This is a genomic window from Sphingomonas hankookensis (assembly GCF_022664465.1).
Taxonomy (GTDB): domain Bacteria; phylum Pseudomonadota; class Alphaproteobacteria; order Sphingomonadales; family Sphingomonadaceae; genus Sphingomonas; species Sphingomonas hankookensis.
This window is the reverse complement of record NZ_JAKREV010000001.1, coordinates 941,934-961,705: the sequence shown is the minus strand read 5'-3', so window position 1 is coordinate 961,705 and position 19,772 is coordinate 941,934. Positions and strand designations below refer to the sequence as shown.

The 19,772-nt window shown below is 69.0% G+C and carries 12 protein-coding genes; 6 read left to right on the top strand and 6 right to left on the bottom strand.

The annotated features are described in order from the left end of the window. The first annotated feature begins 10 nt into the window (after positions 1–10). The 3 genes from cas3 to MF610_RS04510 all read left to right on the top strand — a co-directional run bounded on the left by cas3 (position 11) and on the right by MF610_RS04510 (position 5,318). On the top strand, positions 11–2,518 hold the full coding sequence (gene cas3, locus MF610_RS04520) for a CRISPR-associated helicase Cas3' (RefSeq protein ID WP_242193121.1): 2,508 nt from the start codon (positions 11–13) through the stop codon (positions 2,516–2,518). 293 nt (positions 2,519–2,811) lie between these two features. Then, positions 2,812–4,308, top strand: a complete 1,497-nt coding sequence (locus tag MF610_RS04515; RefSeq protein ID WP_242193118.1) for an MFS transporter — start codon at positions 2,812–2,814, stop codon at positions 4,306–4,308. Then, complete coding sequence (locus MF610_RS04510) at positions 4,305–5,318, top strand: serine hydrolase domain-containing protein (protein WP_242193116.1); 1,014 nt, start codon at positions 4,305–4,307, stop codon at positions 5,316–5,318. The genes MF610_RS04515 and MF610_RS04510 overlap by 4 nt, the downstream gene beginning before the upstream one ends. Positions 5,319–5,621: 303 nt before the next feature. Here the strand turns inward: MF610_RS04510 and MF610_RS04505 are convergent, their stop codons facing one another. From MF610_RS04505 to MF610_RS04480, 6 genes are all read right to left on the bottom strand, one after another. Beyond that, positions 5,622–6,506, bottom strand: a complete 885-nt coding sequence (locus MF610_RS04505) for a LysR family transcriptional regulator (protein WP_242193114.1) — start codon at positions 6,504–6,506, stop codon at positions 5,622–5,624. Continuing rightward, positions 6,503–7,744 carry a dicarboxylate/amino acid:cation symporter gene (locus MF610_RS04500; RefSeq protein ID WP_242193112.1) on the bottom strand — a complete coding sequence of 414 codons (1,242 nt, stop codon included), beginning with the start codon at positions 7,742–7,744 and terminating at the stop codon, positions 6,503–6,505. Before MF610_RS04500 ends, MF610_RS04505 begins: the two co-directional genes overlap by 4 nt. Further along, positions 7,744–8,736 carry an N-acetyl-D-Glu racemase DgcA gene (dgcA, locus tag MF610_RS04495; protein WP_242193110.1) on the bottom strand — a complete coding sequence of 331 codons (993 nt, stop codon included), beginning with the start codon at positions 8,734–8,736 and terminating at the stop codon, positions 7,744–7,746. The genes MF610_RS04500 and dgcA overlap by 1 nt, the downstream gene beginning before the upstream one ends. Further along, on the bottom strand, positions 8,694–9,731 hold the full coding sequence (dgcN, locus tag MF610_RS04490; RefSeq protein ID WP_242193108.1) for an N-acetyltransferase DgcN: 1,038 nt from the start codon (positions 9,729–9,731) through the stop codon (positions 8,694–8,696). The genes dgcA and dgcN overlap by 43 nt, the downstream gene beginning before the upstream one ends. 150 nt (positions 9,732–9,881) lie before the next feature. Next, complete coding sequence (locus tag MF610_RS04485) at positions 9,882–11,474, bottom strand: N-acyl-D-amino-acid deacylase family protein (protein ID WP_242193105.1); 1,593 nt, start codon at positions 11,472–11,474, stop codon at positions 9,882–9,884. After that, positions 11,471–13,798 carry a penicillin acylase family protein gene (locus MF610_RS04480; RefSeq protein WP_242193104.1) on the bottom strand — a complete coding sequence of 776 codons (2,328 nt, stop codon included), beginning with the start codon at positions 13,796–13,798 and terminating at the stop codon, positions 11,471–11,473. Before MF610_RS04480 ends, MF610_RS04485 begins: the two co-directional genes overlap by 4 nt. A 294-nt stretch (positions 13,799–14,092) precedes the next feature. Between MF610_RS04480 and MF610_RS04475 the strand changes: the two genes are divergently transcribed. The 3 genes from MF610_RS04475 to MF610_RS04465 all read left to right on the top strand — a co-directional run bounded on the left by MF610_RS04475 (position 14,093) and on the right by MF610_RS04465 (position 19,757). Continuing rightward, complete coding sequence (locus MF610_RS04475) at positions 14,093–17,017, top strand: TonB-dependent receptor plug domain-containing protein (RefSeq protein WP_242193102.1); 2,925 nt, start codon at positions 14,093–14,095, stop codon at positions 17,015–17,017. 179 nt (positions 17,018–17,196) lie between these two features. Beyond that, the gene (gene dld, locus MF610_RS04470) at positions 17,197–18,891 is read left to right on the top strand and encodes a D-lactate dehydrogenase (RefSeq protein WP_242193098.1); all 1,695 of its coding nucleotides are present in this window, start codon (positions 17,197–17,199) and stop codon (positions 18,889–18,891) included. Next, positions 18,888–19,757, top strand: coding sequence for a glucosamine kinase nucleotide-binding domain-containing protein (locus MF610_RS04465; protein ID WP_242193097.1), 870 nt, complete (start codon positions 18,888–18,890; stop codon positions 19,755–19,757). Before dld ends, MF610_RS04465 begins: the two co-directional genes overlap by 4 nt. Positions 19,758–19,772 lie beyond the last annotated feature (15 nt).

Genomic DNA, 19,772 nt, shown 5'->3' with positions numbered 1-19,772 from the left:
GATTCAGGACATGACGATCGAACCCGGGCCGTGGGCCAAGCTGATCCGTGACGACGACAGGCAGGCGATCGCCGCGCTGCCGCTGGTCGACCACTGCCTCGACGTCGGTGCGGCAGGCGAGGCGGTGGTGCGGGCGTGGGCGGCACCGCTGGCGGCGGCGGGGCGGGTGCTGACCGAACAGGATGTCGCGCGGCTGGTCGTGCTGATCGCGCTGCACGATCTGGGGAAGGCCAATCGAGGGTTTCAGGCGCGGATCGATCCGAAGGTGCGCGAGTATGTGGGGCATACCGGGGTGGTCGCGGCGTTGCTGACCCACTCGAAGCTCCGCCAGACACCGGCGGCGGTGTCGATGCTGGCGATGCTGGAAGACTGGGGCGCGACCGAGCATTTCGCAGGCGTGATGGCGCACCACGGGCGGCCGCTGGTCGAGTTCGGTGAGGACGTGACATCGACCGATTGGACAAAGCATACCCGCCAATGGATGCCCAAAGCCGATGGCGATCCCGCCGCTGCCGTCCTACTGCTGCTGGAAGCGGTTCGCGAACGCTGGCCGCTCGCGTGGGAGGCCGGGCCGGCGTTGCCCGATGCGCCGCGCTTCGTGGCGTTGTTCGCCGGGCTGGTGACGCTGGCCGACTGGCTGGGGTCGGACGAGCAGCGCTTTCCGATCGATGGCCCCTACGGCGCGGCGCGCGATGCGCTGCGGGCGGAACAGGTCGCGGCGGCGGCGCAGGCGCGGGGGTTCCTGCCGCTCGATACCCCGCCCGGCGATTTCGAGGGAGCGCTGGGGTTCGCGCCATTTGCATTCCAGTCGGCGGCGGCACGGGGCGATCTGGGGCCGGTCGCGTTGATCGAGGCGGAGACGGGGTCGGGCAAGACCGAGGCGGCGCTGTGGCGCTGGCTGGAATTGAGGCGGCGGGGGGAGGTCGACGGGCTGTTCTTCGCGCTGCCGACGCGGTCGGCGGCGGTGCAGTTGCACAAGCGGGTGAACGACATACTGCAGACCGTCTGGGGTGCCGGCGAACTGGAAGCGGTGCTGGCGGTGCCGGGATATCTGAAGGCCGGCGCTACCACGGGGCAGGCGCTGCCGGGCTTTGCCGTGCGCTGGGACGATGGTGCGGCGGGGGACGAGCGCTGGGCGGCGGAGCGCGCCAACCGCTTCCTCGCCGCGCGGGTCGCGGTGGGGACGATCGACCAGGCGCTGCTGGGCGTGCTGCCGGTGAAACATGCGTTGTTCCGCGCCGGCGTGCTGACGCGCAGCCTGCTGGTGGTCGACGAGGTGCATGCGTCGGATGCCTATATGACCGGGCTGCTGGAACGGCTGCTCGACCATCATGTCGCGGCCGGGGGCAGGGCGTTGCTGCTGTCGGCGACGCTGGGCGCGGCGGCGCGGGGGCGGTTGTTGGGCCAGCCGGTCCCGTCGCTGGCGGAGGCGGTGGGCGTGCCGTATCCCGCGCTGTCGGGGCGCGATGCCCCGCCGGTTGCGGCAGAGGGGCGGAGCGGGAGCAAGCCGGTCCGGATCGAGGTCGCGCCGATCATCGACGATACGGACTCGATCGCCGCGCGCGCGGTCGAGGCGGCACGCGCGGGCGCGGCGGTGCTGGTGGTGCGCAACAGCGTGCGCGGTGCGATCGCGGTGGCGCAGGCGGTGGCGGCGCAGGGCGATGACGTGGCGTTCAAGGTGGCGGGCGTGGCGACGCTGCACCATGGGCGGTTCGCGCCGGTGGATCGCAAGCGGCTCGACGAAGCGGTGACGTTGGCGTTCGGCAAGGGACGCGCGGCGGGCGGGCGGGTGCTGGTGGGCACGCAGACGCTGGAACAGTCGCTCGATATCGATGCCGATCTGCTTATTACCGATCTGGCGCCGATCGACGTGCTGTTGCAGCGGATCGGGCGGCTCCATCGTCATGCGCGGGACAACCGTGGCGGTTTCGCGCAGGCGCGGGCGATCGTGTTGCGGCCCGCCGAGCGTGATCTGGCGGCGCTGCTGGCAAGGAAGGCAGCGTTGCATGGGCTGGGCGGCGGGGCGGACCGCAGTCCCTATCCGAACCTGATCCAGCTGGAGGCGACGTTGCAGCGGATCGAGGCGACGCCGGACATCGTCATCCCGCGCGACAATCGGCGGCTGGTCGAGGAAGCGCTGCACCCGGAGGTGCTGGCGGCGGTCGCGGCGGCGGGGAGTGCGGCATGGGCCGGGCATGGTCATGCGCTGAGCGGCGGGGCGACCGCCGAACGGCAGACGGCGGAGCAGGTGGCGCTGGATTTCACGCAGCGCTTCACCGCGATGCGGCCGTTCGATCGGGAGGAGACGGTTGCGACGCGGCTGGGCGTGCGCGATCTGCTGATCGATCTGCCGCAGCCGTTGGCGGGGCCGTTCGGCGGGGCGATCGAGCGGATGGCCATTCCGGGGTGGCTGGTGTCGGGTCGTGGCGGGGACGCGGTCGAGACGGTCGATGCGCAGCGGTTCCGGTTGGGCGACCGGGAGTTTCGGTATGACCAGTGGGGGTTGCAGGTCGTTTAGGATTGATCCGCCGATCCGAAAAAGCCGCCCAGCGGAGGCTGGGGCCTCTATCGGCTCTTGTCGCGTGCTATCAGAGGGAGGTCCCAGCCTGCGCTGGGATGACGGGTGGGGCTAGGTCTGATCGGCCTTGGAGACACCCCGCGGCCCGTACCCCCGCTTGCGCGGGGGTACGGCTTTGGTGGCGACGCTAACTCCTCTCAAAACAACGATGCGCGCCATAACCGGCGGCCATGGCCCGGTTGACTTCCGCCCCCCGATCGCCGGAGGTTCGCGCTTTGCTTGTGGGAGCCGTCATGACCGCATCCGCCGCCGCCGCGGTCCCGTCCGTCGCCGCGCCCCATCCCGGGCGCAACGCGATGCTGGTGTACGGCCTGCTCGGCTTTGCCGCCGGGCTGCCCTTCTACATGTTTTCGACCGTGCTGGTGCTGCGGTTGCAGGCGCATGGGGTGGCGTTGACGGTGCTGGGGTTTTTCGCGTGGGTGCAGCTGCTGCCGACGCTGAAGTTCGTGTGGGCGCCGTTGCTCGACCGGTACGACGTGCCGGGGTTCAGCCGCTTCTGGGGCAAGCGGCGCGGGTGGATCATGCTGGCGCAGCTGGGCATCGTCACCGCGATGGTGGCGATGGCGGCAACGTCGGACGACGCGTCGCTGCCGCTGACCGCGTTGTTCGCGGTGCTGCTCGCCTTCTGGACCACCACGCTGGAGGTCGCCGCCGATGCGTGGCGGATCGAGCTGTTCCCGACGCAGGATCAGCAGGGGCCGATCGTCGCCGCGAACCTGTGGGGCTATCGCACCGCGATGGTCGCGGCGGGGAGCGGGGCACTGTTGCTGGCCGATACCGGAGGATGGGCGATCGCCTATCTGCTGATCGCGGTCGCCGCGTTCCTGCCGTTCCCGATCCTCGTCGCGATGAAGCCGGAAGGCGGTGCCGGTGGCGGGCGGATGGTGGCGCTGGCGACCGGGGTCGCCGGCGGGGTGGTGATCTTGGGGCTGGCCTGCGCGGTGACGGCGGGGGTCGGCTATGCGCTGTTGTCGGTCGCGGCAGGGATCGGGATCGATGCGAAGAGCAACGTGACGCCATGGGTATTGGGGCTGTGCATGGTCCCGTTCCTCGGCATGGCGGCGGCGCTGCCGTGGATCCGCAAGGCACCGCCGACCGCGCCGATCCGCACCTCGACCGCGATCGGGCCCTATGTCGATTTCTTCTGGCGCTATGGCTATGGCGCCATCCTGTTGATGGTGTTCGTGTCGCTGTACCGGATGGGCGACGTGCTGGCGCTGAACCTGTCCAAGCCGATGATCAAGGAACTGGGCTATTCGCTCAGCCAGATCGGGCGGGCGGATGGCGTGGTGGCGCTGGCGGCCAGCATGGTCGGCGTGGGGCTGGGCGGATGGATGGTCACGCGGCGGCCGATGGCATGGGCGCTGGCGGTCGGCGCGGTGGTCGCGGGGATCGGCAATTTCGGCTTCGTCTGGCTGGCGCATCAAGGGGTAAGCGAGGCGATGCTGTACGTCGCCACCGGGCTGGACCAGTTCGGCAACGGGTTCGCGGGCGCGGTGTTCGTCGTCTACCTCTCGCTATTGGTGAACCCGCGCTATCCGGGGGCGCAATATGCGTTCCTGACCGGCTTTGCGTTTCTCTTGCCGCGAATGCTGGCGGGGGCGGGGGGATCGATGGTCGGGGTAATCGGCTATGACGGGTTCTTCCTGCTGTCGGGCGCGGTGAGCCTTGCCGCCATTCCGCTGCTGCCGGCGCTGTCGAAGGTCCGGGCGCGGGAGGATGATGCGTGATCGACCGGGCGTTCAGCGAAGCCGCGCGTTATGTCGCGGCGGGGCGGATACCGGGGGCGACGTTGGGCATCGTCACCGCCGATGGCGCGCGGCAGGTGCGGGTCGCCGGGCTGGCGCAGCGGGTGCCGGTCGAGGTGCCGCTGACGCGCGCGCACTGGTTCGACCTCGCGTCGGTCAGCAAGGTGATCGCGACCACGCGGTTCGTGCTGCAACTGGCGGACGAGGGGCGGATCGACCTCGACCGGCCGCTGACCGATGCGATCCCCGATCTGCGGCAATATGACGTGGCAAACGCGGCGGAGCGGCGGCTGACGTTTCGCGACTGTCTGGTCCACCGTACCTTCCTGCCCGCGGTCGAGCCGATCTATACCTATGGCGACGATCCGGCGCGGTTGCGGGCGTTCGTGCTGCAGCGGGAGTGGAAGCAGGGGCCGGCGGTCTATTCGGACATCAACTTCCTCCTGCTGGGGATCGCGGTCGAGCGGATCGTCGGTGCCGGGCTGGACGCGTTGCCACTGGGGCCGGGGCTGAGCTGGGGGCCGCCGCCGGGTCCGGCGGTCGCGACCGAGCATTGTCAGTGGCGCGGGCGCGTGCTGGTCGGTGAGGTGCATGACGAGAATTGCTTCGCGATGGGCGGGCGGACCGGCCATGCCGGGTTGTTCGGGACGGTCGACGGGGTGCTGGATTTCGCGGCTGGCCTGCTGGACGGCAGCGGGGCGTCGGCGGCGATGCTGGCGGCGATCCGGACGCCGGTCGAGGGGCATCGGACGGCGGGGTGGGAAATCCGCTTTCCCGGATGGTCGGGGGGGCAGGCCTGCTCAGCTGCGACGATCGGGCATACCGGCTTTACCGGGACCGGGCTGTGGGTGGATTTCGAGCGGGGGGTGGCGTGGACGCTGCTGACCAACCGGGTGCATCCGACGCGGCATTTCGATAGCGGGATTTTCGAGCTGCGGCCGGCGACCGGGGACGCGGTGGTGGCGGGGTTTGATGCTGGATCAATGGGTTAGCGGATAGGGCGTAGGCCAAAGTTCACTAAGTTCACACTCACCGCGTTCTTGTGTGGCGTCTGGTGCCGGCCGCGTGGCGGCGGTGGGAAAGAGCCTGCGCAGAGTAGCGGGGTGGCGGTTTGTAGGAAAGTGCGCGTCGCCCCGGCGCAGGCTGGGGCCTCCTGCGGCGAGGCGCGCGGTTTATTACCGGGAGACCCCAGCCTTCGCTGGGGTGACGTTTGTGGTGGTGCGCGCAGGTGCAGAAGAAGCGGGACCCCGGCCTTCGCCGGGGTACGGGCTTGTTGGGGGAGGGCGATCCGGCCCTCAGGCCGCTTCGATGACCTCGCGCAGTACGCCCAAAAATTCGCTCGCCAAGGCGCTGGGCGGGCGGTCGAGCAGGTGCATCGCGTGGACGTCGAAGGTCAGCGACGGCTTTAACGCCCGCATGGCGAGGCCTTCGGCGAGCGAGGCTTCGGCGGTGAAATTGTCGACGACGCTCAACCCTACGCCGGCGCGGACCAGCGCGGCGGCGATGTAGAAGGTGCGGGCCGACGCCACCTCCTGCAATTCGATGCCGAGCCGTTCCAGTTCCTGCACGAACAGCTGGCCGATGGGGCCGCTGGCGGCCAGCGTGATAAAGGGGTGGCCGACCAGTTGCGGCAGCTCGATGCGCTGCGCCGCGCCGGGCAGGTCGGCGTCGCGGTAGAGGACGACCAGTTCGCCTTCGCCGAGCCATATTTTGCCCAAGGGCGCGCCGCGCGGGACTTCGGCGGCGATCGCGATGTCGGTCTCGCGCTCGTACAGCTTGCGCAGCAGGTCGTCGTGATGGACGGTCTGCAGGTCGAAGCGGACGTCGGGACGCTTGGCCATGAAGCGCGCGACCGCCGTCGGCAGGGCACCGAGTGCGAGGCTGGGGAGGGCCGAGATGCGCAGCGTCGCACCACCGCCGCTCCGCAGGTTGCGGCCGGCTTCGCGGAGCGCGCGGACGCGCTCCTGAATGTCGGCGACGTCGCCGAACAGCGCGTGGGCGTCTTCGGTGGGGACGAGGCGGCTGTTGGTGCGCTGGAACAGCTCGAACCCCAGCAGCGTCTCGGCATGGCGCAGCGTCTTGGAGACGGAGGGCTGCGAGATGTTGAGCGCGCGCGCCGCCGCGCTGACCGATCCGTTGACGTAGACGGCATGGAAGATTTCGATGTGGCGCAGGTTCATGTCGTCGTGTGACCGCGATAGCGCGCCTCGTCCAGCCCGTCTTCGGCCCGCGCCACCAAGGTCGCCACGGTCAGGTTGGCGCTGGCCGAGGGGACGGTGCGGGTCATGTCGAGCAGGCGGTCGAACGGCAGGACGAGGCCGACGACCAGCGCGGTCTGCTCCGCGCCGACCCCGACCGCACCCAGCATGGCGGCGAGCATGAACAGCGAGGCGGACGGCACCGGCGCGGTGCCGAATGCGGCGAGCGCACCGGTCAGCAGCATGACACCCAGCATCCACGCGTCGGGGACGATGCCCAGCGCCTGCAGTGCGAACTGGCCGAGCAGGCCGACATACATCGCCGTCCCGTCCTTGCCGATGCTGGCGCCCAGCGGCAGCACGGTCGAGGCGATCGGGCGGGCGATGCCGAGATTGTCTTGGGCGACGCGCAGCGCGACGGGCAGCGTGGCGGAGGACGATGCGGTCGAGAAGGCGACGATCAGCGCGTCGACGATCCCGCGAAAGAAGCGCACTACGGGCAACCGCGCGACGAAGCGCAGCAGCGCGGCGTGGACCACCAGCATCTGCGTGCATGAGGCGAGGATGACGCACAGCGCCAGCCAACCGACATTGACGAACACCGCCAGTCCGTTGCCGGCGACGGCGTTGGCGATGAGGGCGAGGACGCCGAACGGGGTCACTTCCATCACGATGCGGACAAGGTGGAGCAGGACGGCGGCAAGGCCCTGTAGCAGCGCCACGACCGGCTTGCCCGCTTCGCCCGACACGACGCTGGCGATGCCGAGCAGGACCGCGACGAAGATGATCGCGAGCATGTCGCCCTTCGCCAGCGCGTCGATGATGTTGACCGGCACGATGCCGAGCAGCTGGTCGGCGGGGGTGACGGCCGGCCCCAGCACATGCGGCGCGACGCCGGCCAGCACGATGCCGTCGCCCGGCTGTAGCAACAGTCCGAAGCCCATGCCGATCGACACCGCGACCAGGGTGGTGAAGGCGAACAGCGCCACCGTCCGCCCGCCGATCCCGCCGAGGCGCCGCGGATCGCCGAGCGACGCGATGCCGGCGGCGATGGTGATGAGGACCACCGGTACGACCAGCATCTTGATGAGGCGGACGAACAGGTCGCCGATGATCTTGATCGCCGCCGCGCCCTGTGGCCACAACAGCCCGATCGCGATGCCGAGCAGGAGCGCGCCGACGACGCGCTTCCAGAGCGGTATCGCGAACCACGCGCGCATCAGGCGGGCGACCCCCAGAAGCCGGGCGCGGGGGGCGACAACATGCCGTCGCGGTCGATCACGCCGTCGGGGCGATCTTCGCTGAGCCACAGCGGGCCATCGAGGTCGACGAACGCCGCCTGCGCCCCCAACAGCATCGCCGGTGCGATCCCCAGCGACGAACAGACCATGCACCCGACCATCAACCCGAATCCCCTTTGCCGTGCCCGGCCCGCGAGGATCAGTGCTTCGGTCAGGCCGCCGGTCTTGTCGAGCTTGATGTTCACCACGTCGTAGCGCCCGGCGAGGCGGTGGAGGTCGGCGGCGGTGTGGAGTGCTTCGTCGGCGGCGATGGGGACCGGGCTGTCGAAGCTGGCCAGCGCGCCGTCTGCGCCCGCGGGCAGCGGTTGTTCGAGCAGGTCGACGCGCCATTCGGTCAGGTGGGGCTTCAGTGCCCGCAGCGTGTCGATCGTCCAGCTTTCATTGGGGTCGACGATCAGCCGGGGTGCGGGGGCGGCGGCGCGGACGGCGGCGATCTGCGCGGCGGGGTCGTGGTTGTCGACCTTGATCTTCAGCAGCGGGACCTGGGCGACCTTCGCCGCCGCACGCGCCATGGCGTCGGGGGTGTCGAGGCCGATGGTGATGGCGGAGGGCAGGGGTGCGGGCTTGGCGATCCCGGCCAGCGCAGCGACGCTGGTGCCGGCGAGGCGGGCTTCGAGGTCCCACAATGCGCAATCGACCGCGTTGCGGGCGGCACCGGCGGGCAACAGCGCGGCAAGGTCGGCGCGGGTCGCGCCGGCGGCGATCTGCGGTGCGATCGCGCGGATCGCGGCGAGCGTGGTGTCGACGCCCTCGCCATAGCGGGCATAGGGCACCGCCTCGCCGCGTCCGATCGCGTCACCTTGGCCGATCGTCACCGTGACGACGTCGGCCGCCGTCTTGACCCCGCGCGAGATGCGGAAGGGGGTGCTCAGGCCGAAACGGTCATGGCGGGCGTCGAGATGTCGAAGCATGTCTGCATCCAGTCGATGATCGGGTCGGCGCCGAAGCGATAGGGGTCGGTGCAGGGCAGGCCGAGCGCCGCGCCGGTTTCGGCACACAGCGCGCGTGCCGCATCCTCGTCGAGCCTGGCGGTGTTGAGTGCGATGCCGACCGCCTGCACGTCGGGGCTGGTCAGCCGCGCGACCGACAGGTTGGCGGCGAGGCAGGTGGCGAGATCGGGCAGGGCGTAATGCGGCAGGCCGCGCATATGGCCGCGCGACGGATCGTGACACAGCACCAGCGCGCGGGGCTGGGCACCGTGGAGCAGCCCGGTCGACACCCCCGCGAAGGACGGGTGGAACAGCGAACCCTGTCCCTCGATCAAATCCCAGCCATCGTCGTCGCGCGCCGGGGTGATGGTTTCGATCGCGCCCGAGATGAAGTCGGCGACCACCGCGTCGACCGGCACGCCCGAGCCGGCGATCAGGATGCCGGTCTGTCCGGTGGCGCGGAAATCAGCCTTGATCCCGCGCGCGACCATCGCCGCATGCAGGGCGAGCGTGGTATACATCTTGCCGACCGAGCAATCGGTGCCGACGGTCAGCAACCGGTTGCCGGCGCGGGGCTTGCCATTGCCGACGGGCAGGTCGGCGGGGGGATCGCGCACGTCGAACAGCTGGACACCGGCGTCGGCCGCCGCCTTCGCGATGCGGGGTTCGTCGCGCAGCCGCTGGTGCAGGCCGGAGGCGACGTGCATGCCGGCGGCGATCGCGGCCAGCGCATCCTCCACCAGCGCATCGCCCATCTTGCCGCCGGCATTGGCGATGCCGAGGACGAGCGTGTTGGCACCGGCCGCGCGCCCTTCGGCTGCGTTCATGCGAGGCAGGCCGAGCGTCAGCGGGCAGTCGTCGTGGCGCCATTCGCCGACGCAGTCGTCGGGGCGGAAGGCGGCGAGCCCGCGCGAGGTCTTGATGCCGACCGCGTCGTCGGAATGGCCGAGATAGAGGAGGAAGGGACCGGGGATCATCGCGCACCCTGCTGGCTGTCGGGACACCGGGATAGGGCGCGTCGCGCGCCCACGCCCAATCATGCTGTCGTCGCGACCTATAACGCCGGGCTATGGGGACGTTTTACCTGTCCCACGTCAGCCCGGATCAAGTTCGGGGTGACGTGAGGTTCAGGCCGTGGGCGGACACTGTTTCGGCGTCGGTCGCAGCAGCACCCGGCCCGCCGCCGCGCCGGTCGTCGCGCTGTCCTTGAGTGCCAGTTTGCCATTCACGAAGAGGGCCTTCACCCCGACGCTCGGCACGCGCGGGTTCACATAGTCGGCGCGCGGGGCGTAGCCTACGGGGTCGAACACCACGACGTCGGCATAGTATCCGGGCTTCAGATATCCGCGCCGATCCATCCGGTACATGTCGGCGGTGAGACCGGTCGAACGGCGGATGAAGTCCTTGAGCGCGATCACTTTCCGCTCGCGGACATAGGTCTGGTACTTGCGCGGGAAGGTCGCGTACTGGCGCGGGTGGCCGTTCGATCCGTCGGAGCTGGTGACGACCCAAGGCTGCTGCATGATCCGGTCGACATCCGCGTCGATCATGTTGAAGCTGGCGACCGAGACGCCCGCCGGTTCCTTGCCCGTCGCATCGGCCACGCGCAGGATCCTGATCGCGGCGTCAATGGGGTCGATGCCCCAAGTCGTCGCCATCTGGCCCAGCGTCTTGCCGGTCCATGGCATGCCCGCACTGGTCAACAGGATCGATTCCTTGCCACCGCGGCGGCGCAGGTTTTCGGCCATTTCGACCTTGATGTTCGTCAGCGTCGCCGGGTCGTCGAACCGGGCGATCAGTTTGGGATAGCCGCCGTCGTTCGCCCAGCGGGGGACGAGCGACGCATCGACGCTGGAGCCCGAGGCGAGCCAGGGATATTGGTCGGCGGTGACGTTCTGCCCGGCTTTGCGCGCCGCTTCGATTGCGGCGATCAGTTCGGGCGCCTTGCCCTGCACGTCGACGCCCAAGGCTTTCAGATGCGCTATGTGGACCGGCATCTTCGCTTGCCGTCCGATCTCGATCACTTCCTTCGTCGAGTTGATCAGGCCGATGCTGTAGTTGGATTCATCGCGTTGATGCGTGTCGTACATGCCGCCGCGAATGGCGGCTTCGCGGGCGATGGCGACGACTTCATCGGTCTTGGCGAAGCTCTGCGGGGCGTAGAACAGGCCGGTCGAAAAACCATAGGCGCCCTCGCACATCGCCTTGGCCACCAGCGCCTTTTCCTCGGTCAGCTCGGCGGGCGTCGGGGCGCGGTCGTCCTGTCCCAGCACCCGCCCGCGCACCGCGCCGAAGCCGACGAAGGGTGCGACGTTGGTGCCGATGCCGGCGGTGGTCAGCTTGCGCGCATCGTCGGCGACGTCGGGCGTGCCGTAGCCGTCGACGCCGATGACGATGGTCGACACGCCCTGCGCCAGCCATGGCAGGTTCAACCGCTCCCTGGCATCGTCCGAGCGGATATAGCTGTCGGGATGGGTATGCGCGTCGATGAAGCCGGGCGCCACGATCTGCCCACGCGCGTCGATGACCTGTGCGGCCTTCGTTCCGCGGGTCGGCCCGACATAGACGATGCGGTCGCCCGCGATCTCGACGTCGCCGGTCATCGGACCGGTATCGGCACCGGTGTAGACCGTGCCGCCGCGGATCACGACATCGACCTTTGGCGCAGGGGCGGCGCCAGCCAGCGCGGCGAACAGGGCGATCAGCGGCAGGCGGGTCATCGGCGAGTTCCTTGCAACGTGATGCGGCGGGCGACCTTAGCGTCGATCGCCGTCCGGCTGAACAGCAGCGGCAGGGTCCGTCCGTCGATCCACGGCGCGAACTGGTCCCGGTAATGCGGCGAGCGGGAGTCGTTCGACTGGCCGGGCAGGTTCAGGAACACCGAATTATCCCATGCGCCGACATCGATCACCTGCAGGTAGCTCGCCCCGCCGCCGACGCGCCAGCCGGGGCCGTCGCCCAGCCAACGGGCCATGACGGTGTAGGAGTCGCCGCCCGATGCCCCGCCCTCGATTGGCGGAAAGGCGGCGGCAATGGCGGGGATGCGCGACAGCGGATGGGCGATGCGCACCTGATGCAGCCTGCCCCAGCGCCATTTGGCGGGGTCTGCGCCCAGCAGCGACTGTGCGCTGGCCCATGCCGCCGCCAATGCGTCGCGCAGCATCGCGTCGCGTGCCGCGACCGGCAGGCGGGCGTCGGGACGGGCAAGCAGCCCCAGCAGCACCGATGGATCGATCTCGGTCACCAGCGCCTTCGCCCGCGTCGGCACGATCGCGGCGAGCATGCGTTTGCTCAGGTCGCGCCACAGGATTTCGAACAGTGCGGCCGGGCCGCTGTCGGCGGTCAGCCGCCCGTCCCAACGGCGCAGCATGTCGCCGGCGGGCGAGGGGGTGGCGGGGAGCAGCGCCACCAGTTGTCGTGCGGGGGTGGAGAGCGTGTCGAACTGCAACGCCACGCTGTCGGCGACGCTGTGCTTCGGCTGGACGGCGAGGACGTCGGCGATCCGTTCGTAGCGATAGGGCGCGCGGAACGAGAAGGCGGGGATGCGGTCGCGCGGCCAGTCGGCGGGCAGGTTGTTCTGGTTGGCCGAGGCGAACCAGCCTTTCTTCGGGTTGTATTCGTTGGGCAGCGAGGCGAAGTCGCGCATCCCCGTCCAGTCGTAGCGTCCGTCGCCCGGCACCGGCAGCAACCCGTCGCCGCGTTTGCGCACCGGTGCGAAGCCGATCACCTGCCACCCGGTATTGCCGTCGATATCGGCATAGTGGAAATTGGTGGGCGAGGGGTGGAGGCGGAACGCTTTCCTGAGCGAAGCCCAGTCGCGCGCGAGGTTGATCGCGATCATCGCGAACGCCCCGCCGCCGCCCGGCTGCATCGCGATCGACCCCAGCACCGTCGCGCGGCGCTTGGCGGGATCGTAGGACACGACCGGCCCCTGCACCGCGTAGCGCAGCGTCGCGACATAGGGGGCGCTGTCCTTCACGGGAATCGCGATGTCGACCTTGGTGAAGCGTTTCCACCCGCCATTGTGGCGGTAACGTTCGGGATCGGCGGGATCGAGATCGAGGACGAACAGGTCCTGCTGGTCGATATGGAAGTTGGTCCGCCCGAACGCGAAGCGGTCGGTATGGCCCTGCATGATGCCCGGCAGTCCCGGCGCGCCGCCGCCGATCACGTCGAGGCCGGGGGCGGTCAGATGCGCGACATGGCGCGGCCCGAACCCGCCGATGCCGAGATGCGGGTCGTTGGCCAGGATCGGGCGGCCGGTCGCGGTGCGGTTCGCCGCGACGGTCCAGGCGTTGCTGCCGGCATTGGCGCGCTCCATCGGCCCCTCCGCCGGATCGCGCGTCGGGGTGTCGGGACCGAAAGGCAGGCCGCCCTGTCGCAGTACGCCCAAATCGGCGGGCGACACCGCCGCCGGGTCGAGGCCATCGGGCACGGTCATCGTCCAGTTGGGCCGGAGCGGCGCGACGATCGCGTCCAGCTCCAGCATGCCGATCGCCGCCAGCTGCGCGCGGCGGATTTCGTCATCGGCATTGCCGATCGCGCCGCCGCGGGCGAGGACAAATTCCTCAAGTCGCCATTTCATCGGCTGTACGCCGAGGATCGCATATTCCTGCGGCAAGAGCGTCGGGTCGGCGATCACCTCGTCGATGCGTGCGTTGATTCCGGCGATATAGGCCTTGGCGCAGGCGAGCACGTCGGCGGGTATCTTGCGCAGTTCGGCGTTCAGGTCGCCGCGATAGTGGAACAGGCGTGCCGCCGCGTCGTGCTTGGCGAAGTCGACGCCGAACGCCTCCGCCAGCCGTCCCAGTTCGCGACGATGGCCGAGGTCGATCTGGAACAGCCGGTCGCGGGCAACGACATAGCCCTGCCCGTAGAACGCGTCGGGGATCGAGGCGGCGCGGACATGCGGGACGCCGTACACATCGTCGACGATGTCGATCGGGGCGGACAGGCCCTCGGGTGCCGGCGTGGCGCTCGCGACCATCGGCGCCAGCGCGAACGCGGCGGCCGATCCCTGCAAAAACGCGCGGCGGTTCATCATGGGCGACATTCCTCGGGCTCCGGACCGGTGCAGGCTAGGCCCGGCCGTCCGATCACCGGGTATGACAACCACGCCCCGGACCATAGGGCGCGTTTATGGCGCCCGCCCGGTATAGTCTGCGGCTATGGCCCGGCGAAGCGATAGAAGCGCGGCCCGCTTGACGCGCATCCCCGCCACCGCGCAGCTTTGCCGTTCCGACACGAAACGGCGACGGGGCAGACCCGCGACCGGAACGGCGGTGCCGCAGGACCTAACGTCGAACATCCGCCCAACTGCGGGCAAGGGGAGCTTTCCATGACGACATCCATGCCTTTCCGGCGGTATCTCCCGGCCCTGGCCCGCGCCACCAGCCTTGCCGCGCTGTGCATCGCCACGCCCGTGTTCGCGCAGGACACTGCCCCGGCAGCACCGGTGAGCGAGCAGCCCACCGACGCGGCGACGCAGGCCGAAGGCGAAATCCTCGTCACCGGTTCACGCGTCGTGCGCGACGGGTTCCAGTCGCCGACGCCGCTGACCGTGCTGACCGCGCAGGATATCCAGAACAGTTCGCCGACCAACAACCTCGCCGATTTCGTCAACCAGATTCCGGCGGTCGCGGGCAGCCTGCGCCCGGCCAACTCGCGCCTTGCGATCAGTTCGGGCCTTGCCGGAATCAACGCGCTGAACCTGCGCGCGCTGGGCGAGATTCGCACACTGGTGCTGCTCGACGGGCGCCGTTCGGTCGGGTCGAGCGTCACCGGCCTCGTCGACATCAACACCTTTCCGCAGGCACTGGTGAAGAGCGTCGAGATCGTCACCGGCGGCGCATCGGCAGCCTATGGGTCGGACGCTGTCGCGGGCGTGGTCAACTTCGCGCTCGACAAGACCTATGAGGGGCTGAAGGTCACCGCCGACAGCGGCATCACCGAATATGGCGACGGCTTCAACTATTCGTTCAGCGTCGCGGGCGGCACCAGCTTTGCCGATGGGCGCGGCCATGTACTGCTGAGTGGCGAGGTCGCGCATCGCGACGGCATCTTCCAGGTCGATCGCGAATGGAACGCGCGCGGGCGGGTCGTCGTGACCAACCCGGCCTATACCAATACCAACGGGGTGCCGCAGTTCCTGACGCTCGACCGGATCGGGGTCGCCAATGCGACGCCGGGCGGCATCATCCTCAATTCGGCGGGCGGCACCGCCAATCGGCTGCGCGGGCTGTATTTCGGGCCCGGCGGGTCGGTGAACCAGTTCAACTATGGCAGCTTCAATTCGCCGGCACTGGGCGGCAGCACCGCACCGACGCGGACGCAGGGCGGCGACTGGCAGCTGAACGACCAAGGCCGCAATATCGGGCTCGACGCCGATGACGATCGGCATGGCGTGTTCGGGCGGGTCAGCTATCAGCTGGCCGACTGGATCACGGTGTTCGGCGAGGCGTCGTACAACTGGCAGAAGACGCTGTTCAACGCGGGCCCGCAGCTGTCGACCACCACGACGCTGCGCAGCGACAACGCCTATCTCATCAACACGCTGGGCGCGGCACGGCTGGCCGGGATCACGTCGGTCACGCTCGGCACCACCGCGGTCGATCTGCCGTACCGCAAGAACAACAGCTCACGCGACGTGCAGCGCTATGCGATCGGCGCGGAGGGCGATTTCCAGCTGTTCGGCAACAAAGCGGTGTGGAGCGCGTACGGCCAATATGGCGAGACGAACGCGCGCGAGCAGTTGCGCGACATCATGAACGTGACGCGCATGGCCAATGCGACCGATGCGGTGTTCGCGCCCGCGGGCAATGCGCTGGGCGTGGCGGCGGGGACGATCGTGTGCCGGTCGACACTGACCGCGCCGACCAATGGCTGCGTGCCGATGAATCGCCTTGGTATCGGCGTCACGAGCCAGGGGTCGATCGACTATGCGCTGGGCGATCCCTATCGCGACCAGACGCTGAAGCAGACGGTCGCCGGCATCAACCTGTCGGTCGTCCCCTTCGCCACCTGGGCCGGCGACGTCAGCGTCGCGGTGGGCGGCGAATATCGCAAGGAAGAGGTGTCGGGCAACGTTCCGACCGAGTTCCAGACGGGATGGTCGGTCGGCAACTTCCTGCCGACCTTCGGCAGCTATAACGTCAAGGAAGCCTATCTCGAAACCGTTGTACCGCTGGGGTCGGGCGTCGAGTTCAACGGCGCGGTCCGTGCGACCGATTACTCGACCTCGGGCTATGTCACGACGTGGAAGATCGGCACGACGTGGCAGCCGATCGACGACATCCGCTTCCGCGTCACCCGCTCGCGCGATATCCGCGCGCCGAACCTGAGCGAACTGTTTCAGGCCGGCACGTCGCGCACCAACACGCTGACCGATCCGTTCACCGGGCGTAACGGCGTGACGTTCCGTGAAACGACCACCGGCAATATCAACCTCGATCCCGAGGTCGCCGATTCGACCAGTGTCGGCGTGGTGCTGCAACCGCGCTTCCTGCCCGGCTTCTCCTTCTCGGCCGACGGTTTTCTGATCCAGCTGAAAGATGCGATCGGCCAGTATTTCGCGCAGGACATCATCAATCGCTGCGCCGAAGGGCGACAGGAATTCTGCGCGGCCTATGGACCCGATCCCACGGGTGATCGCGAGCTGTTCTTCCGCGCGAGCCCGTTCAACTTCGCGCGGCAGACGGTGCGCGGCATCGATTTCGACACTACCTATCGCGTCGCGCTGGACGAGGTGTTCGGCAACGCGCCGGGCAATGTGACGCTGAAGGCGTTGGCGACGCGCTATATCGACAACATCACCGATGCCGGTGTGCCGAACGTGGTGCCGATCGATATCGTCGGACAACTGGGCGGAGCCAGCCTGCCCAAATGGATCTACCGCTTCAACGCGACCTACGATACCGACAGTTTCGCGATTACCGGCACCGCGCGCGGGGTCGGTGGCGGGACCTATTCGAACAACTATATCGTCTGTGCGAACGACTGTCCGACCGGGCGTCCGGCCAGCACCGTGCTGCAATTCCCGACGATCGACAGCAACCGTATCGACGGCGCGACCTATTTCGACCTCAACCTGACCAGCAAGATCGACATGGGCGGCGGGGCGAAGGGCGAGCTGTTCTTCAACGTCACCAATGTGTTCAACGGCGAACCGATCCTGCTGCCCGAAACCGGACTGGCGGCGAACAGCACCTATTCGGACTTGCTGGGTCGGTCGTTCCGCATCGGTATCCGGATGCAGACGCGCTGATCGGTCGTTCGGTTCGTTACAAGCTAGAGCATTTCGCGTTCCGGTGAGATCGCCCTCACCCTTCCGGCGCTTCGCGCCTCCCTCCCTCTCCCACTGGGAGAGGGAAGGGGCCCGCCCGGCGCAGCCGGGTGGGAAGGGTGAGGGTGCCGGGGGAGGGGCGAAGTGGTAGGCATGATCGTATGACGGACGAACCGGCAACCGAGCAACTGATCGGCCAACTCCGCACGGCGGTCGGAGCGCGCCATGTCCTGACCGGCGCGCGGCGTACCGCGCGCTTTCGACGTGGCTATCGCACCGGCGAAGGCGCGGCGTTGGTGGTGGTGCGGCCGGCGACGCTGGTCGAGTTGTGGCGGGTGGTGCAGGCGTGCGTCGCCGCCGACGTGTCGATCCTGATGCAGGCGTCGAACACCGGGCTGACCGGTGGGTCGACGCCCAACGGCGACGATTATCCCGGCGGGCTGGTGATCGTCAGCACGACGCGGCTCGACCGGCTGCACCTGCTCAGCGGGGGCGAGCAGGTCGTCTGTCTGCCGGGTACCACCCTCTACAAGCTGGAGGCGGCGCTGCGGCCGCTGGGGCGCGAGCCGCATTCGGTGATCGGGTCGTCCTGCCTCGGCGCGTCGGTGGTCGGCGGGGTCTGCAACAATTCGGGCGGGTCGCTGATCCGGCGGGGGCCGGCCTATACCGAACTGGCGCTGTTCGGGCGGGTGGAGGACGACGGCACGCTGCGACTGGTCAACCATCTCGGCATCGATCTGGGTGACGATCCGGAGGCGATCCTGTCCCGGCTCGACCGGGGCGACTTCACCGCTGCCGAGGTCGATCCGGCGGCGGACAAGCCGGCGCACGACCACCGCTATGTTACCCATGTCCGCGACATCGACAGCGACGTGCCGGCGCGCTTCAACGCCGATCCACGCTGCCTGTTCGAAGCGGCGGGGAGTGCGGGCAAGCTGATCGTCTTCGCGGTCCGGCTCGACACGTTCGCGCGCGAGGACGATAGCGTCACCTTCTATATCGGCACCGACGATCCCGACCGGCTGACCGAACTGAGGCGCACCATGCTGCGCGACTTCGCGGCGCTGCCGATCGCGGGCGAATATATGCACCGCGGCGCGTTCGACATCGCCGATCGCTATGGCCGCGACACGTTCCGCGCGATCGAGCGGCTCGGGACCGACCGGTTGCCGGCGCTGTTCGCGGCAAAGGCATGGGTCGATGGCGTCGCCGAACCGATCGTCGCCAATCTCAGCGACCGTGTGTTGCAGCGCCTGTCGCCGCTGATGGGCGATCACCTGCCGCCGCGGATGCGGGCGTGGCGCGATCGGTTCGAGCATCATCTGCTGCTGAAGATGCCGCTAGCCGACGCGCCCGCGACCGCCGCGGTGCTCGACGACCTGCTGCCTAGCGGGTGGTTCGAATGTTCGGCCACGGAAGCGAGCAAGGCGTTCCTGCACCGCTTCGTCGCCGCCGGGGCGGCGGTCCGCTACCGCGCGGTGCATGGGGACATGGTCGAGGATATCGTCGCGCTCGACGTCGCGCTGCCGCGCAATGCGCGCGACTGGGCCGAGCAGCTGCCGCCCGAGCTGCAGGGGCAGGTGGTCGATACGCTCTATTACGGGCATTTCTTCTGCCATGTGTTCCACCGCGACTATATCGTGCGCAAGGGTGTCGACCCGGTGGCGTTCGAACATGCGCTGTGGCGGCGGCTGGATGCGGCGGGCGCGCAATATCCGGCCGAGCATAATGTCGGGCATCTCTATCGCGCGAAACCCGCATTGGCCGACTTTTACCGCACGCTCGATCCGCGCAACCAGTTGAACCCGGGCATCGGCCAGACGCCGCGCGAACGGGGCTGGGGGCAGGGGGCATGACCCATTTTCTGGGCATCGATGCCGGGGGCAGTCATTGCCGCGCACGGCTGGTCGATGCGGCGGGCACGGTGCTGGGTAGTGGCGAGGGTGGTCCGGCCAATGCCGCGATCGGCATCGACGCACTGCGCGTGGTGCTGGCGGACACGATGGCACAGGCGGTAGCGCACGCCGGGCTCACCGCGAAGCAGCGGTCGGACGTGCGGGTCGGCATGGGAATCGCGGGTATCCGCCGGCCGGGCATCCGCGACGGCCTTGCCGCGACCGACTTCGGCCTGGGGCCGGTCGCCTTCGCCAGCGATGCCGAGATCGCGCATCTGGGCGCGCATGGCGGCGGCGATGGCGCGATCCTGATCCTCGGCACCGGTAGCGTCGCACTGCTGCGGAGCGGTGGCGAGACGGCGATGATCGGCGGCTATGGCTTTCCGATCTCCGACGAGGGCAGCGGTGCCGCGCTGGGGCTGAGCGCGATGCGCCATGCGCTCCGCGCGCTCGACGGGCGGACGCAGCGTACCGCACTCAGCGACGCGGTGCTGGCGCGGTTCGGTCATGATACCGCGCGGGCGGTGGCGTGGATGGCGCAGGCTTCCCCGCGCGATTACGGCGCGCTGGCGCCGTTGGTGATGGACCATGCCGATGCCGACGATCCGATCGCGCGATCGATCGTCGAGGATGCGGCGGGGCATGTCGAACGCTTCGTCGACACCATCGCCCTGCGGGGCGTGGCGCGCTGTACGCTGGTCGGCGGGCTGGCCCCGCGGATGGTGCCGTGGCTGCGGATGCGGACGGTGGCGCGGCTGACCCCGCCGATCGGCGACGCGCTGGACGGCGCGATCCGTCTTGCCGGGTTTGTCGGGGCGGCGCGTTAAGGCGGTTTCAACCAT